Raw genomic sequence first — 16,721 nt, forward strand, 5'->3', positions numbered from 1 at the left:
TCCGATGTTTACGAGAGCGGCATGACAATAACATAAAGGCTAATTATGGTGCGCAGTATAGTTTCGGTATTATTCTTGTGTTTCGTGGTGCAGTTCGCATACGGCGCACAAAATAACATCGACGGAGTAAGAATATGGCCGTCGCCGGACAATACGCGTGTCGTTTTCGATATGAAGGCTGCGCCAGAGTTCACCTACTTTACCCTCAAAAATCCCCTTCGATTAGTTATCGATCTTAAAAACACCAGTGATTCGGCAAAGCTGTCAGGCGTAGAAAATAGCGGTGATTTAATTAAAAAGTTGCGCTATTCAACCCCTAAAAATAAGTCATCGGCTAGGGTAGTTGTTGAACTCAACAGAAATACAAAGCCCTCATTGTTTGCTGTAACGCCTAACGGCTCTCTTGGTCACAGGCTTGTGGTTGACCTGCCCGACAGTGCGCCCAAAACATCTGCTACACTGTCGGCATCGTCATCAACGGGCTCAGTGGTGATTGACGATACAAGTAGCGCCCGTGATAGAGATATCATTGTTGCCATTGATGCCGGACACGGTGGACACGACCCAGGCTCAGTTGGTCCCGCAGGAACGTATGAAAAGCACATCACGCTGAGTATAGCCAAAAAGCTTGAAAGCAAAATCAACCGGGAACCCGGTATGCGTGCCATAATGACGCGCAGCGGTGACTATTATATTTCTCCTAATCGTCGCCCAGAGATTGCCAGAGAGAAAAAAGCCGACTTACTTATTTCAATTCACGCCGATGCGTTTAGTCAACCACAGCCGCGAGGTGGCTCGGTATGGGTACTATCAACACGTAGAGCCGACACTGAATTAGGTCGTTGGTTAGAAAAATCAGAGCGTCACTCTGAGCTGTTAGGCGGAGCTGCTGAAGTTATCAATGATAAATCTAGCGAACGATACCTTACTGAGACCATTCTTGGCCTATCTATGGATCACAGCATGGCGACTAGCCATGATTTAGGCAATAAAGTGGTAGAAGAGTTAAAGCAAGTGACCAGTCTTCACAAAAGAAAGCCACAAGCTGCCAGCTTTGCTGTGTTAACCGCGCCCGATATCCCTTCAATTTTGGTTGAAGTTGGTTTTATATCGAATCCGCAAGAAGAGAAAAACCTGAACTGGTCTAAACATCGCGAGCGTTTAGCGAACGCAATGTTCAATGCAGCTAAGCGCTACTTCAAGCAAGTACCCCCTGATGGTACACTGTGGGCTCAGGAAAGAGTGAATAATCGAACGCACAAAGTCAGAAGTGGTGAATCGCTTTCGTTATTAGCACAGCGTTATAACGTGAAAGTAAGCAGTATTAAAGCCGCTAACGATCTTTCAAGCGATGTTGTTCGCGTAGGGCAGGTATTAAATATTCCGAGAACATAAACCGAGGGTTTGTTTTATCGGCGTTCGCCATTGCGACTACGCGCTTACATATAAAATCATCACCAATTCATATAGTGAATACTATACATTGAATATCATAGGGTAGCCCTTTGCCTATACAGCTTTTATCTCCCCAACTCGCTAACCAAATTGCCGCTGGTGAAGTGGTTGAACGACCTGCATCTGTCGTGAAAGAGCTGTTAGAAAACAGCCTCGATGCCGGCGCTACCAAAATAGAGGTCGATATTGAAAAAGGCGGCCACAAGCGCATTCGAATAAAAGACAATGGATCAGGCATTGTAAAAAGTGAACTGCAGTTAGCGTTGAGTCGCCATGCGACAAGCAAAATTACTACCCTTGATGACTTAGAACAAATTTTGTCTCTTGGTTTTCGCGGTGAAGCACTTGCTAGTATTAGTTCGGTGAGTAGGTTGACTCTGACATCTCGTACAGAGTCTCAAGCCGAGGCATGGCAGGCGTATTGTGAGGGCAGGGAAATGGCGGTAAATATTCAGCCAGCGGCTCACCCTGTGGGAACCACAATTGATGTGGCAGACCTTTTTTATAATACGCCTGCAAGGCGCAAGTTCTTACGTACTGAAAAAACCGAATTTCAGCATATCGAAGACGTTATTAAGCGTATTGCGTTAAGTTACCCAAAGGTTTCTTTTATTTTAAAGCACAACGACAAAGTGATAAAACGCTTTATTGCTGACAAAGAAGGCAGCTTACAAACGCGTATTGGCGCCGTAGTTGGGCAGAAGTTTGTTCAAAATGCTGTGCACATAAATACGGAATATGACGGTCTCCACATAGACGCATGGCTCGGCAACGAAGCTATGCTGCGCAGCAGCAATGATTGCCAGTTTAGTTTTGTGAACGGTAGGGGCATGCGCGACAAGCTTATTATGCATGCTATCCGGCAAGCGTATGAAAGTGTATGGGGCGTTATCGAGCAACCGAGCTTTGTGGTGTATTTAGATGTTAATCCTAAAGATGTTGATGTTAATGTTCACCCTGCTAAGCACGAAGTTAGGTTTCAGCAAGGCAGGCTGGTGCATGACTTTATCTGTAAAACGGTGAGTGATGCACTACACGCCATGACCGACGAGCAGCCCTTGACAGGAATGGACACAAATCGCACTTCGGGCTCTGATTTAATGGCTACACAGGTAGAACACGACTACATTAGGCCCCTACAAGAACAAGCGCCTGATAACGCACGCGCTTTTAATGAAACCTCTCATTATCCTGCAGGGGCGTATTCGCAAAATGCGACGCAGGGTCACGGTCAATATCCCGGTAGTGTGAAACCGTCGTCAGCGGGAAGCTTTAGTGGGGGCGGCGGCGCTAAGCTTTTGCAAGGCAGAGGGCAAAGTCGAGGGCCAGGCGCTGCTTATCAATCTAGTTATAACGCTTTGATGACGCCAAATAGTGACATCATTGATAGTGATAATGGCGAACAGCGGACTAATGCTCACGTTAATCTTTCTCCCTTGTGTAGAATTTACCCAAAATCAGAAAAAATTTACCTTCTTTTTGCGACTAAAGTTGCAAGTATCTGGTTAAGCGAACTATTTTTAAAAGCGAAGCATGGACAGCCGCTATTGATGCCTGTTGCGGTTTCACTTGAAAATGTGGATGAAAAGCTTGTCGAATTATTAAACGCATCGCATTTTGAAATTAACAAAGTAGCCGGAAAGTACCGCTTGCAGCAGGTGCCTGCCGGAACAAGGCATTTACCTTGGCTAAAATGGTTTGAATCCTTTTTATCCATGAAGGGTAGCGGTGAATTAGATTCTCTTGAAGATGCGATGACATCGCTCGTTTTAAAAGAGCAAGTGTTCGACGACGATGTATCAAATATGCTCTGGTACTGGTTGGATCAGCAAAGCGAAGCGAAACAATGGGAAATTATTGAGCAATTTGCTAAAGTGCGCCCCTTAAATTTAGTGCTAGATGTGTGGGGAGAATAACGTGTCCAATGGCATAAATTCTGCATTACCTGTAATAGCAATTATGGGCCCCACAGCGTCAGGCAAGACGGGGTTGGCGTTAGATATAGCAGCTCAGGTCGATAGTGAAGTAATTAGTGTAGATTCAGCCCTTGTATACAAAGGCATGGATATTGGCACAGCGAAGCCGACGCAGGAAGAGCAAGCGGGGGTAGTGCACCACTTAATTGATATTATCGACCCGGCAGATAGCTATTCGGTGTCGCAATTTGTAAACGATACGAATGGGCTTATCGGCGATATTTTAGCTCGAGGCAAGGTGCCAATTTTGGCTGGAGGTACAATGATGTACTTTAATGCCTTGATAAATGGAATTTCGCCACTACCTAAGTCAGATGAAAAGATACGAGATGATATAACACAGCAGGCACAACGCTTGGGTTGGTCTAAATTACACGATGAATTACGTGGTGTAGACCCAATCAGTGGTGAGAGAATCCACCCCAATGACCCACAGCGTATTACTCGTGCACTGGAAGTGTATAGAAGTACCGGCAAGACGTTGACATATTGGCAACAACAAGAGGGTGAAAAGTGCCCTTATAACATTGCACAATTTGCCATAGCGCCCGCAGACAGGGCAGTGTTGCACGAACGGATCGCGACCCGGTTCGATATGATGCTAGAGCAAGGGTTCGAAAAAGAAGTATCGAAACTCTATGAACGCAGTGATCTACATGAAGATCTACCTTCTATACGTTCTGTAGGGTATCGACAAATGTGGCAGTACCTAGACGGCCAATTGAGTTACGCAGAAATGCGTGAAAGAGGTATTATCGCTACAAGGCAGCTTGCCAAGCGCCAGCTTACGTGGTTACGGGGCTGGGAGCAGGTTACATGGCTTGACACATTTGCTAACGATAATTTGATTAAAATTACAGCGAAAGTCACACTTTAAATGTTTGAGTGTGGTATACATTAGACGTGCAGTGATAGTGAAATTTCTATCATGAATAATAAAAACTAAGGATATCAAATGGCTAAAGGGCAATCTTTACAAGACCCATTCTTGAACGCTTTGCGTAAGGAACGTATTCCAGTATCAATTTATCTGGTAAACGGTATTAAACTTCAGGGGCAGGTTGAATCATTCGACCAGTTCGTTATTTTACTGAAGAACACAGTAAGCCAAATGGTGTATAAGCACGCGATTTCTACTGTTGTTCCAGCACGCGCTATCACTATGCCTAGCGCAGGAGATTCTGAAAATACTAAAGGTGAATAATTTAAAAGGTAACGCGCTTGTTTGACCGTTATGAAGCCGGTGAACAGGCTGTACTTGTTCATGTTAATTTTTCCGACGAGAACAGTAAAGAAGACTTAAGTGAGCTTGAATTACTTGTGTCTTCAGCAGGGGTAAATGCGGTCGAAGTCATCACGACGTCCCGCAGTGCGCCTCATGCTAAATTTTTTGTCGGATCAGGTAAGGCAGAGGAAATAGCAGCAGCGGTAAAAGCACACGATGCTAACGTTGTTATTTTTAACCACGCGCTTTCTCCTTCTCAGGAGCGTAATTTAGAAGCGGTGTGTAAATGCCGGGTGTTAGATAGAACCGGGCTTATTCTCGACATTTTCGCGCAGCGCGCGCGAACTCACGAGGGTAAGCTTCAGGTTGAACTAGCCCAGTTGAGACATATCTCAACCCGTCTCATCAGAGGATGGACTCACCTTGAGCGTCAAAAAGGTGGTATTGGTCTTCGCGGTCCGGGTGAGACACAGCTAGAAACTGACCGTCGATTGCTTCGTGGTCGTATAAAAGCCATTCTTCGTCGCTTGGAAAAAGTGCAAAAGCAGCGTGAGCAGGGTCGTCGCTCGCGTAAACGCGCTGAAATTCCAACGGTATCCTTAGTTGGCTATACGAATGCGGGAAAATCGACGCTATTTAACACCATTACCGACTCACACGTTTACGCTGCTGACCAGTTGTTCGCAACGCTAGATCCTACGTTACGTAAAATCGAGTTAAAAGATGTTGGCCCCGCAATTTTGGCCGATACGGTTGGTTTTATTCGTCATCTTCCCCACGACCTAGTTGCTGCGTTTAAAGCGACGCTTCAAGAAACGCAAGAGGCTGATTTACTGCTTCATGTTGTCGATATTGCCGATGCAAAATATCGTGAAACCATGGACGAGGTGAACGATGTACTTGAAGAAATTGAAGCAGGTGACATTCAACAATTACTAATCTGTAATAAGATTGATAAACTAGACGACGTTCAGCCGCGTATAGAAAGAAATGACGAAGGCGTGCCTGTTAGAGTGTGGTTGTCTGCACAAACGGGTGAAGGAACGGAATTGTTAAGCCAAGCTTTGACTGAATGTTTAGCTAAAAGCATGGTGAACTATACATTGAAGATTCCACCTGCACAAAGTCAATTGCGTGGCGTGTTGTACGAGCTAAACTGTATTGCAAGTGAAGAATACGACAGTCAGGGAGACTGGGTAGTTGATGTAAGAATGCCCACTGCCGATTGGAACAGGCTTGAAAAACGTCTGGAAAACGGAATATCAGAGTATGTTGTGCGACATTAAGCAGTGTTAAACACTGTATTGAGCATGCAAAATTCAAAAATATAACAGTAATCTATGGAGTATCAGCATGGCTTGGAATGAGCCGGGTGGCAATAATAACGACCCGTGGAAGAATCGCGGTGGGAAAGAGCAAGGTCCCCCAGATTTGGACGATGTTTTTAAAAACTTATTTGGTAAGTTTGGAAAGTCAGGTGGTAACGGTGGTGGCTCGGGCAAAAGCCTAGGCGGCATCGGTGCTGGTATTCTAGTAGGTTTACTTGTCGTGATCTGGTTCATTAGTGGTTTTTATACCATTCGTGAAGCTGAGCGCGGCGTAGTCCTTCGCTTTGGTGAGTATCACCAGCAGGTTGAGCCTGGTCTTCGCTGGGCACCTACGTTCATCGACTCTGTTATTCCTGTTGATGTTCAGTCAATACGCGATCAGTCTTCATCAGGCTCCATGCTTACTGAAGATGAAAACGTAGTGAGCGTTCAAATGGAAATGCAGTTCCGCGTTGTCGATCCATACCGTTGGACGTTTGCCGTTGAAAGCCCTGAGCAAAGCTTAAGTCAATCTCTTGATAGCGCAATTCGTTATGTGGTTGGTCATTCAACAATGGATGACGTTTTAACTGACGGACGGGAAGTAACCCGTCAGCGCGTATGGGAAGAACTACAAGCTATCATCGAACCATATAACATGGGTGTTTCTATCATTGATATGAACTTCCGTGATGCTCGTCCACCTGAGCAAGTTAAGGATGCATTTGATGATGCCATCGCTGCACAGGAAGACGAACAGCGTTTCATTCGTGAAGCAGAAGCTTATGCTAGAGAAATTGAGCCTCGTGCACGCGGTCAAGTGAACCGCATGAACGAAGAAGCACAAGCCTATAAAGAGCGTGTAACGCTAGAGGCGCAAGGTGAAGTGGCGCGTTTTGAAGAGCTGCTTCCTCAGTACGTACGTGCACCTCAAGTTACTCGCGAGCGTATCTACCTTGAAACTATGGAAGAGGTACTTAGCAATACCAGCAAAATCATGGTTGATAGCAAAGGTGGCAACAACATGATGTATCTCCCGCTAGATAAAATCATGGAACGCCAGCAATCTACGAACAACAAAAATACGCGCAACACGCTGGAAGGCTTACGAGCACCAGTAACCGATGCTAATGGCCGCAGCCGCAACAGTTCGCCAAGTTCAGGTTTGCGCGGCGATAGCTACAGAGAGGGGAGATAAGCACAATGAAGAATATATTAATTGCAGCATTCGTTCTTCTTGTTTTGCTTGCATCAGGTTCTCTGTTTGCAGTTAAAGAAGGCGAACGCGCCATTGTTATTCAATTTGGTAAAGTGCAAAGAGACGACGCAACTGGCGACACAAAAGTGTTCGAACCGGGTCTTCACTTTAAACTTCCGTTCATTGATTCAGTACGTGTGCTTGATGCACGTATTCAAACGCTGGACGGGTCACCAGACCGCTTTGTAACAAGCGAGAAGAAAGACCTTATCGTTGATTCTTACGTTAAGTGGCGTATTGACGATTTTGCACGTTACTACCTATCAACAGGCGGCAACAAGCTTCAAGCCGAAGCACTACTTAAGCAAAAAGTGAACAACGGTCTACGTTCAGAGTTTGGTACTCGTACCATTGCGCAAATCGTTTCTGGCGAGCGTTCAGCATTAATGAACCAGGCAATGGAACAGGCGTCTACATCATCAGACGAGCTAGGTATTGAAATTGTTGACGTACGCGTTAAGCAAATCAACCTACCTACTGAAGTGAGTAACTCTATCTTTCAACGTATGCGCGCAGAGCGTGCGGCTGTTGCTCGTGAGCACCGCTCAGAAGGTCAAGAACAGGCTGAAGTAATTAAAGCTAACATTGACGCAAAAGTAACAGTAATGCTGGCAGATGCTGAGCGTAATGCTCGTCAACTGCGTGGTGAAGGTGATGCGATTGCAGCGCAAATCTACGCTGACGCTTACTCTAAAAATGCAGACTTCTACAGCTTCTTGCGTAGTATGGATGCATATAAAGAAAGCTTTAACAGCAAACAAGACGTTATGGTAATTGCACCTGACAGTGACTTCTTTAAGTATATGAATCAGTCTAACGGCAACTAAAAACCAAACGTTTTTATGAATATAAAGGCCAGTCACTTAGACTGGCTTTTTTATACCTGATTTAAAAGTAACTTGCTGATAAAAAACAGTTATTTGTGAATATGCGACGCTAATTTAGCAAAGTGTACAGTGAGTTTACCTCTCATTTTCCCTATCCACTGCCAAATTTTCACTAAATCGGGTAAAATACCGCCAGAATATTATTAAAACACGTCACTCATTAAGTACGAAGTTAGCGCCGTCCCAGCGTTAACTTTGATGTAGTAGGCGTAAATAAACGACAGAGGGAAGATTTTGACAACGGAAAACAAGAATACAGCGTCTGCCGATAATAACGGCGGACAAGGTGGGTTATTCTCGCGATTTCTCGCTACGGTGGAATGGCTAGGAAATCTACTTCCACACCCAGTAACATTATTTGCGCTGCTTTCACTTTTCATAGTGGTACTAAGTGGCATATTAGGATACTTCGATTTAGCTGTTGCCGACCCACGCCCTGTGGGTGCGAAGGGCCGTGAAGAAGACGGCATGATTGAAGTAATATCTTTGATGAGTGCCGAAGGTCTGCAGCGAATAGTGACTGGGCTTGTCACTAACTTCACCGGATTCGCACCATTAGGTACCGTGCTTGTTGCCCTTCTTGGTGTATCGGTAGCTGAACATTCGGGCCTTTTGTCCGCAGCAATGCGCGCATTGGTTATGAACGCGTCAAAACGCGCTGTAACCTTTGCTATTGTTTTCGCCGGCATTATTTCAAACACTGCCTCTGAGCTCGGTTATGTGGTACTCATTCCACTAGCAGCGATGATTTTCCACTCCTTAGGACGCCACCCGCTAGCGGGTCTTGCTGCGGCCTTTGCTGGTGTTTCTGCTGGTTACAGTGCAAACCTATTGTTAGGTACGGTTGACCCACTGTTGTCCGGCATAACAGAAGCTGCAGCGCATATGATTGACCCTGACTACATGGTTGGGCCAGAAGTAAACTGGTACTTTATGTTTATCAGTACTTTTGTGGTAGCCACTATGGGGGCGCTAGTTACTGAAAAAGTGGTAGAGCCAAGGTTAGGTAAATTTGACCCATCTGAGGCTTCAATAGATTTAGGCAAGCAATCTATGGATGCGCCTACAGACTTAGAAAAGAAAGGTCTGCGTTGGGCGGGAATATCTTTTGTTGTGGTTTGCGCAATACTGGCGTTAACGGTAGTACCTGAAAACGGTATTTTGCGTCACCCTGAAACGGGTGAAGTGGCGGGCTCTCCGTTTCTTAAAGGCATTGTTGCTTTCATCTTCATTACCTTTGCAATTCCAGGCTTTGTTTACGGTAAAGTGACCAAGTCGATGCAAAACGACAAAGATGTCATTGATGCTATGGCGAAGAGTATGGGAGCCATGGGGCTTTACATAACGTTAGTATTTTTCGCTGCACAATTTGTTGCTTTCTTTAAATGGACAAATTTAGGCACTGTGCTGGCTGTTAAAGGCGCCGCTCTTTTGCAAGCTGCCGGATTAGATGGCCCCGCCGTGTTTATCCTATTCATATTGATGTGTGGTGTGGTTAACTTATCGTTAGGTAGTGCATCTGCGCAGTGGGCGGTAACGGCGCCTATTTTCGTACCTATGCTTATGCTAATTGGGTACGCGCCAGAAGTTATTCAGGCGGCTTATCGTATCGGTGATTCAGTGACTAACGTTATAGCACCTATGATGAGCTACTTTGGGCTTATCCTAGCCATGGCTGCTAGATACAAAAAAGACTTAGGTATGGGCACGCTTATCGCCATGATGTTGCCTTACTCTATGGTCTTCATAGTAGGTTGGACTATCTTATTTTACATCTGGGTATTTTTACTTGGCATGCCGGTAGGTCCAGGTGCAGCCACTTACTATCAGCCCTAAATAAATAGTTAGCTTTATTGCCACAATATTTATTAGGTGGTAATTAAACAGCGGTATGTGTTTTTAAATATTATTTTTAAACATATGCCGCTTTTTTAATGCCTAAAATCTATTGGTGCAATCGTAGTTTTTTGGCGTTATAGCAGATCATAATCTAAGGTAATTCAGTATAATACGGATATAGCGCAGTACTTCTCGGACTATGAATACATGAAATACAAATCAAACAAAGGCTTTACCCACGGGCAATCAGATAAGATTGGTGTACTTGTAACGAACCTGGGGACGCCAGAAGCGCCAACTAAACAGGCTCTACGCCCATATTTGAAAGAATTTCTATCAGACCCTCGCGTGGTCGAAGTACCTAAAGCAATTTGGTGGTTTGTATTAAATGGCATCATCTTAAACTTTCGGCCCAAGCGTTCGGCAGAGGCTTACTCTACTGTATGGAGCGAAGAAGGTTCACCGCTAATGGCTATTACGAAAGCACAAGCATCCGCGATTGCAGAACGTTGTAAAGCACAATACGGCGATGATGTTATTGTCGACTTTGCTATGCGCTACGGTAAACCTGCTATAGGCGACACTATCGATGCTATGCTGGCAAAAGGCGTACGCAAGCTTGTAGTGCTTCCGCTCTATCCACAGTACAGTGCATCGACAACGGGTTCTACTTTTGATGCTATTGCAAAAGACTTTACGTCGCGCCGCTGGCTTCCAGAGCTTCGTTTCGTTAACCACTACCACGACCGCGAAAATTTTATTACTGCACTTGCCAACAAAGTAAAAGCGCACTGGGAAGTACATGGCCGCGCAGATAAACTCATCTTGTCTTATCACGGCATTCCGAAGCGCTACTTGATGAACGGCGACCCCTACCACTGTGAATGCCATAAAACATCGCGTTTGCTTGCCGAAAAGCTCGGGCTCTCGCACGACGAGTATATGACAACGTTTCAGTCTCGTTTTGGTCGTGAAGAGTGGTTAACACCGTATACAGATGAAACATTGAAATCATTACCTGAAAAAGGGGTTAAATCGATTCAGGTTATGTGCCCCGGTTTTTCAGCCGACTGTTTAGAAACCATTGAAGAAATTGGTGAAGAGAATCGCGAATACTTTATGGAAGCAGGCGGCGAGCGTTATGAATACATAGCAGCATTAAACAGTGATGAAGAACACATTGATGTGTTGTTTGACATAGTGCAAGAAAATCTACATGGCTGGACGGTAGAATCTGACAATGGTTTGCGCGCAGGATTAGCCAGAGCGCTAGGCGCTGAACGCTAATTTGTAGCAACTTAAGAATTGATAGTGAGAAGTGACAAGCGAGAAAGTCGCGCTTCTCACGCACAAGGAAAGAAAGGGAGAGCACCACGTGGACGTAAAAGCACCAAAGGCACTACTTAAAGCGCAGAAGCTGGCGAACTTATTAGATACTGCCGTTAAGCTCCCTTTCTTCCCCATAAAAATAGGCCTGGATTCAATAGTAGGCCTTATCCCCGGTGCCGGTGACGCCATCATGTTATTCGTTTCTTTGCGCATTGTTTGGCTTGGAAAAAGTTTAGGCATGCCTAAAGCCCTAGTCGCTCAAATGGTAAAGAATTCTGCTATCGACTTCGGGTTAGGTTTTATCCCGTTTGTTGGTGACATTGTGGATGTGTTTTACAAAGCTAACCAAAAAAATGTGCGTATTATGGAGCGTTGGTGGGTAAGTGAAAACAAAGGCAATGTTGATGCAGCCACACAGGAAAAGCTTGCCCAGTGGGAAAAAGAAAACCTCTAAGAATCAGTAAAGTCTTGTACAAAGACCATTACGCCAAATCACGTCTCCTAGCAGGAAGCCTACGCTGATCTCACACCAAAATACCTTATAGCTGGTTTAATGGCGCTACAAAAGATATTCATTGGCAGTAGCGAGCATTAAAGGTAAGTTAAAAACGTCATAAAAAATTACCAATCGTTTTTTATGCTGAAGTCGTAGCAAACAGTCACTATCCATCGAAATACCTCTCTACAAGGAGCGTGCAGTAAATGAAAGCGTCCGACTTATTTGTGAAAGCGTTAGAAGCTGAAGGCGTTGAATACGTCTTTGGTATCCCTGGTGAAGAAAACCTAGACTTACTTGAATCGTTGCGAGATTCTTCCATAAAATTAGTGCTGACCCGCCATGAACAGGGCGCAGGCTTTATGGCTGCCACCTATGGCAGACTTACCGGGAAAGTAGGCGTTTGCCTATCAACTTTAGGGCCAGGCGCCACTAATTTAGTGACACCTGCGGCCTATGCTCAGTTAGGTGCTATGCCTATGCTGATGATCACAGGGCAAAAGCCGATAAAAACCAGCAAACAAGGTCGTTTCCAAGTCATCGATATCGTCGACATGATGCGACCTATCACCAAATTCACCAATCAGGTTGTCAGTGGAGACAGAATTCCTTCAACGGTTCGAGAAGCTTTCCGTCTTGCTTCTGAAGAGCGACCTGGAGCGGTGCATATCGAATTACCCGAAGATATAGCAGCAGAGCAAACTAGCGCGCAGATATTAACGCCAAGCAGTACGCGAAGACCGATAGCTGAATATAAAGCGATTACTTCGGCAATTACGATGATAGAAGAAGCGCAGTCTCCGCTTTTGCTTATAGGCGCAGGTGCGAACCGTAAACTTACTGCAAAAATGCTAAGGGAGTTTGTCGATAAAACCTGTATACCCTTTGTTACCACACAAATGGGTAAGGGTGTGCTTAATGAAAGCGATCCCCGCTTTGCCGGGAATACGGCATTATCTGATGGCGACTTCGTGCACCGCGCGATAGAACGTGCTGACCTTATCATTAATGTGGGTCATGATGTGGTAGAGAAGCCGCCGTTTTTCATGCATCACAACGACAAAAAAGTTATTCACGTTAACTTCGACTCAGCAGCCGTTGACCCCGTCTACTTTCCTCAATTGGAAGTCGTTGGCGACATCGCTAACAGCATTTGGCAAATTAAAGAAGGCATCACCCCCCAAGATGATTGGAAGCTAGATTTCTATAAAGATGTGCATCAGGCGTATGTAGAACATCGCGCTGAAGCAGAAGATGACAATCGTTTTCCTATTTTACCGGAAAGGTTGGTTAGAGATATTCGCAAGGTCATGCCAGATAACGGTATTGTTACCTTAGATAACGGTATTTACAAAATTTGGTTTGCGCGAAATTATCCTGCTTTTCATCCCAACACCCTGCTCTTAGATAACGCTCTTGCTTCGATGGGTGCGGGCTTACCATCTGCCATTGCGGCTAAATTAGTAAAACCGGAGGCGCCAGTACTCAGCGTTTGTGGCGATGGTGGTTTTATGATGAATAGCCAAGAAATTGAGACCGCTGTAAGGCTCAACCTTGACCTGGTGGTGATCATCTTGCGTGACGATGCGTACGGAATGATTAAGTGGAAGCAAGCAAACATGGAGTTTGACGAGTTTGGTTTGGACTATGGCAACCCAAATTTTGTTAAGTATGCGCAAAGCTATGGTGCTCAAGGCTGGCGTGTGGACGATACAGACGTGCTTATTCACATGGTAGATAAGTGTTTAAACACAAAAGGTGTGCACATTATCGATTGCCCTGTTGATTACAGCATGAATGACGAAACATTAAACCACACGATTAAAGAGCTGAGTGCCAAGCTTTAAACACAGTATTGAAAAGGTAAGGAGTTAAAAAATGTTGAAGGAAAGCTACCCATACTATTTAGCCAGTGAACCCGAATACGCGAACACCGACCTAGAGGTAACCAACAAATACACCGGCGAAGTTGCAACTAAAGTTGCTATGGCTGGTGCTGATACCATTGATAAAGCAATAGCTGCGGCAGAGAAGGCGCAGCCGGCCATGGCCGCAATGGCACCTTTTGAAAGACAGGCAGTGCTAGAGCACTGTGTTAAACGATTTACTGAGCGTGCAGACGAACTGGCCCAAGCTTTGTGTATTGAAGCAGGTAAACCTATTAAAGATGCCAAAGGCGAAGTGACCCGATTAATAGATACCTTTAAAATTGCTGCGGAGGAGTCGGTTCGTATCAATGGAGAAACGGTAAACTTAGAGATATCAGCGCGGGCAAAAGGTTATCAAGGCATGACCAAAAAAGTCCCCATTGGCCCATGCTCGTTTATATCACCCTTTAATTTCCCGCTAAACTTGGCTGCCCATAAAGTGGCACCTGCCATTGCCGCAGGTTGCACATTTGTGCTTAAACCGGCCTCGCGTACACCTGTTGGCGCACTTATTATTGGCGAAGTATTGGCAGAAACAGATTTGCCTAAAGGGGCGTTTTCAATTCTGCCGTGTAGCCGTGATGGCGCTGATTTATTTACCACAGACGAAAGACTAAAGCTGCTCAGCTTCACCGGCTCTCCAGATGTGGGTTGGGCACTTAAAGCAAAAGCCGGTAAAAAGCCAGTTGTACTGGAACTAGGCGGTAATGCAGCCTGCGTAATTGATGAAGATGCTGACATTGAAGACGCTATCGAACGGGTGATTGTGGGGGCTTACTATCAGTCTGGTCAAAGCTGTATCAGTGTTCAGCGCCTTTTAGTACATAGTAAAATATACGATGAATTTAAGTCGCGCTACGTAGAAAAGGTAAAAGCATTGGTGTCTGGTGACCCTTCAAACGAAGATACTTTCATCGGCCCCATGATTTCTGAGGGCGAAGCTGAACGTTTGCATGGTTGGATTACAGAGGCCAAAGAAAAGGGCGCAACTATCTTATGTGGCGGTACTCGCGAAGGCGCAATGCTTGAAGCTACGGTTATGGAAAACGTACCTAAAGACTGCGATGCCAGCGCCGAAGAAGCGTTTGGCCCGCTATCTATCCTAGTGCCTTTCGACAGCTACGACGACGCGCTTAAAGAAGTAAATAACAGTCGATACGGACTTCAAGCTGGTGTATTTACCCGCGATATTTATAAAGCGCATAAAGCTTGGGATGAGCTAGAAGTAGGCGGCGTTGTTATTGGTGATGTGCCTAGCTGGCGCGTGGATAACATGCCTTATGGCGGCGTTAAAGATTCAGGTCTAGGTCGAGAGGGTATTCGCTACGCGATAGAGGATATGTCTGAGACCCGACTTATGGTTATCCGAACGCCCCAGTAAGCTAAGAAAGCTTTGTATTAATAAATAAAAAGAGCATGTTTAGGCAAACATGCTCTTTTTTATGGCTAGTATTTTTTCATCAACCAATATTTGGTGTGAAAAGCTCGCGTTGAAGCTCGTCAGTGGAAGGTATCTTGTTCAATCCCCTAGTTTTTGTCAGCCGCATATTCTTCCAACAAAGATAGTGGAATAATATCTAGGGCTTTTTCATGGGTAGCTTCAAGTCGCACTTTGGGCGCAACACCGGCTTCGTAAGCTTCTAACCAACGAGCAGCGCACAGGCACCATCTGTCGCCGTCGAGTAGACCGGGGAAAGACATGCTAGGCCAGGGAGTTATCAAATCGTTACCCTGTCGTAAGGAAAACTGTAGAAATTCATCGCTAACCACAGCGCATACACTGTGATTGCCCACATCAGCATCGGGTACATAGCAAAAACCTTCACGGGTAAACCCCGTATTTCCACAGCATAGCTGGAGCGGTCGACCATATACATTTTTTGCGTTTGCCAAAATCAGAACCCTCTTTCACAACGTATATTCTTATAATGTGTTTTTATCTAGGTGCCTGTTTAGAATATAAAGGTGTACGTCTTAAATGCTCACCATAATGTATTCACCTTATGACCCTGAACGTTTTGGGTCAATAGAAAAGCACTAGTGTACTTACGTTTGAAGGTAAAAAATCGTGCTCGATAAAAGTAAAAAAACCGGGGAAATTAACTTTTCTGAAGAAGAAATTTCGCGCTTTGACTCGCTGGCAGAGTCATGGTGGGACCCCAACGGGAAATATAAAACAGCCCTTGAGTTTAATCGAGCGCGCTTGGATGTCATTAAAGCGCAAATAGAAGATCATTTCGGCAGAGGTAACCTCCCACCGGATTATTCGTCTTTGTCTATTGTTGATATAGGAAGCGGCGGCGGGCTTATTAGCGAGCCTTTGGCCAAGCTTGGTGCAAAGGTAACTGGCATTGATGCAAGTGCGGTAAGTGTGGAAGTGGCAAAACGCCATGCTGAAAAAAGTGGAGTATCGGTAACTTATAAACACATGTTGTCCAGTGAACTAGTTAAAGAAGCACAGCAATATGACATTGTTATAAACGCTGAAGTGGTAGAGCATGTGCCTGATCAGCAGCAGTTAATTGATGAATGCGCTAGCTTGGTCAAACCGGGCGGGCTGCTTATTCTTGCCACTCTAAATCGAACACTTAAAAGTTTTGTAATTGCTATTGTGGGGGCTGAATACGTAATGCGGTATTTGCCTGTGGGAACCCATGATTGGCAAAAGTTTGTAAAACCTAGTGAATTAGAAAAATGGGTCGGTGAAGACTTTACACTGAAGCATCAGATAGGTATGAAACTCAACCCTTTCAAGGGAGAGTGGCTAACCACTTCTAGCCTTGCGGTAAACTTTATTCAAGCCTATTCCAGAAATTGATGACGGTTTATTAATTGTGTTTATGCTTTGTATTTCGAGTGAAAATGGTATGGGCGAGTTTACTCTTGCGTGAGTACTATCTTGTTGAATTTAATAGTTATTGATAGTTAGCTGACGATAAATATCACAACTTAATGTTTATCCTCCTTATTGAAATTTCAACATAAAGGTTGATCTTTACAGTATGTTTACATAATTATAAC

The 16,721-nt window shown here is 44.9% G+C and carries 14 protein-coding genes; 13 read left to right on the plus strand and 1 reads right to left on the minus strand.

Annotated features, from left to right (window positions below):
- Positions 1-45 precede the first annotated feature (45 nt).
- The 12 genes from IW644_RS16310 to IW644_RS16365 all read left to right on the plus strand — a co-directional run bounded on the left by IW644_RS16310 (position 46) and on the right by IW644_RS16365 (position 15,081).
- Positions 46-1,395, plus strand: coding sequence for an N-acetylmuramoyl-L-alanine amidase (locus IW644_RS16310; protein ID WP_269918481.1), 1,350 nt, complete (start codon positions 46-48; stop codon positions 1,393-1,395).
- A gap of 110 nt (positions 1,396-1,505) precedes the next feature.
- Positions 1,506-3,371: a DNA mismatch repair endonuclease MutL gene (mutL, locus tag IW644_RS16315; RefSeq protein ID WP_269918482.1), complete on the plus strand. Its 1,866-nt coding sequence runs from the start codon at positions 1,506-1,508 to the stop codon at positions 3,369-3,371.
- A complete protein-coding gene (miaA, locus tag IW644_RS16320; RefSeq protein ID WP_179984844.1) occupies positions 3,355-4,308 on the plus strand; it encodes a tRNA (adenosine(37)-N6)-dimethylallyltransferase MiaA in 954 nt (317 codons plus the stop codon). The genes mutL and miaA overlap by 17 nt, the downstream gene beginning before the upstream one ends.
- A gap of 78 nt (positions 4,309-4,386) precedes the next feature.
- On the plus strand, positions 4,387-4,635 hold the full coding sequence (hfq, locus tag IW644_RS16325) for an RNA chaperone Hfq (protein WP_014951092.1): 249 nt from the start codon (positions 4,387-4,389) through the stop codon (positions 4,633-4,635).
- 17 nt (positions 4,636-4,652) lie between these two features.
- Entirely contained in the window at positions 4,653-5,942 is a 1,290-nt protein-coding gene (gene hflX / locus IW644_RS16330) for a ribosome rescue GTPase HflX (RefSeq protein WP_269918483.1), read from the plus strand.
- A gap of 67 nt (positions 5,943-6,009) precedes the next feature.
- Positions 6,010-7,161 carry an FtsH protease activity modulator HflK gene (gene hflK / locus IW644_RS16335; RefSeq protein WP_269918484.1) on the plus strand — a complete coding sequence of 384 codons (1,152 nt, stop codon included), beginning with the start codon at positions 6,010-6,012 and terminating at the stop codon, positions 7,159-7,161.
- Positions 7,162-7,166: 5 nt separating this feature from the next.
- Positions 7,167-8,048: a protease modulator HflC gene (hflC, locus tag IW644_RS16340; protein WP_269918485.1), complete on the plus strand. Its 882-nt coding sequence runs from the start codon at positions 7,167-7,169 to the stop codon at positions 8,046-8,048.
- 294 nt (positions 8,049-8,342) lie between these two features.
- Positions 8,343-9,944, plus strand: coding sequence for an AbgT family transporter (locus tag IW644_RS16345; RefSeq protein ID WP_269918486.1), 1,602 nt, complete (start codon positions 8,343-8,345; stop codon positions 9,942-9,944).
- 210 nt (positions 9,945-10,154) lie between these two features.
- A complete protein-coding gene (hemH, locus tag IW644_RS16350) occupies positions 10,155-11,234 on the plus strand; it encodes a ferrochelatase (protein ID WP_269918487.1) in 1,080 nt (359 codons plus the stop codon).
- Positions 11,235-11,322: 88 nt separating this feature from the next.
- On the plus strand, positions 11,323-11,730 hold the full coding sequence (locus tag IW644_RS16355; protein ID WP_269918488.1) for a DUF4112 domain-containing protein: 408 nt from the start codon (positions 11,323-11,325) through the stop codon (positions 11,728-11,730).
- A 248-nt stretch (positions 11,731-11,978) separates the two neighbouring features.
- Entirely contained in the window at positions 11,979-13,619 is a 1,641-nt protein-coding gene (locus IW644_RS16360; protein WP_269918489.1) for an acetolactate synthase large subunit, read from the plus strand.
- A gap of 31 nt (positions 13,620-13,650) precedes the next feature.
- Complete coding sequence (locus tag IW644_RS16365) at positions 13,651-15,081, plus strand: aldehyde dehydrogenase family protein (protein ID WP_269918490.1); 1,431 nt, start codon at positions 13,651-13,653, stop codon at positions 15,079-15,081.
- 146 nt (positions 15,082-15,227) lie between these two features.
- Here IW644_RS16365 and IW644_RS16370 read toward each other — a convergent pair whose 3' ends face one another.
- The gene (locus tag IW644_RS16370; RefSeq protein ID WP_269918491.1) at positions 15,228-15,593 is read right to left on the minus strand and encodes a DUF2237 family protein; all 366 of its coding nucleotides are present in this window, start codon (positions 15,591-15,593) and stop codon (positions 15,228-15,230) included.
- Positions 15,594-15,768: 175 nt separating this feature from the next.
- Here IW644_RS16370 and ubiG point away from each other — a divergent pair, with 175 nt between their 5' ends.
- Positions 15,769-16,518, plus strand: coding sequence for a bifunctional 2-polyprenyl-6-hydroxyphenol methylase/3-demethylubiquinol 3-O-methyltransferase UbiG (ubiG, locus tag IW644_RS16375; RefSeq protein ID WP_269918492.1), 750 nt, complete (start codon positions 15,769-15,771; stop codon positions 16,516-16,518).
- Positions 16,519-16,721: the final 203 nt, after the last annotated feature.

Source organism: Alteromonas sp. PRIM-21 (assembly GCF_027563165.1).
In the GTDB taxonomy this organism is placed as follows: domain Bacteria; phylum Pseudomonadota; class Gammaproteobacteria; order Enterobacterales; family Alteromonadaceae; genus Alteromonas; species Alteromonas macleodii_A.

Coding starts and splice junctions, on each gene's coding strand:
- IW644_RS16360 (WP_269918489.1), top strand. CDS start 11,979: ATGAAAGCGTCCGACTTATTTGTGAAAGCGTTAGAAGCTGAAGGCGTT.
- hflK (WP_269918484.1), top strand. CDS start 6,010: ATGGCTTGGAATGAGCCGGGTGGCAATAATAACGACCCGTGGAAGAAT.
- hflC (WP_269918485.1), top strand. CDS start 7,167: ATGAAGAATATATTAATTGCAGCATTCGTTCTTCTTGTTTTGCTTGCA.
- hemH (WP_269918487.1), top strand. CDS start 10,155: ATGAAATACAAATCAAACAAAGGCTTTACCCACGGGCAATCAGATAAG.
- miaA (WP_179984844.1), top strand. CDS start 3,355: ATGTGTGGGGAGAATAACGTGTCCAATGGCATAAATTCTGCATTACCT.
- hfq (WP_014951092.1), top strand. CDS start 4,387: ATGGCTAAAGGGCAATCTTTACAAGACCCATTCTTGAACGCTTTGCGT.
- IW644_RS16310 (WP_269918481.1), top strand. CDS start 46: ATGGTGCGCAGTATAGTTTCGGTATTATTCTTGTGTTTCGTGGTGCAG.
- IW644_RS16365 (WP_269918490.1), top strand. CDS start 13,651: ATGTTGAAGGAAAGCTACCCATACTATTTAGCCAGTGAACCCGAATAC.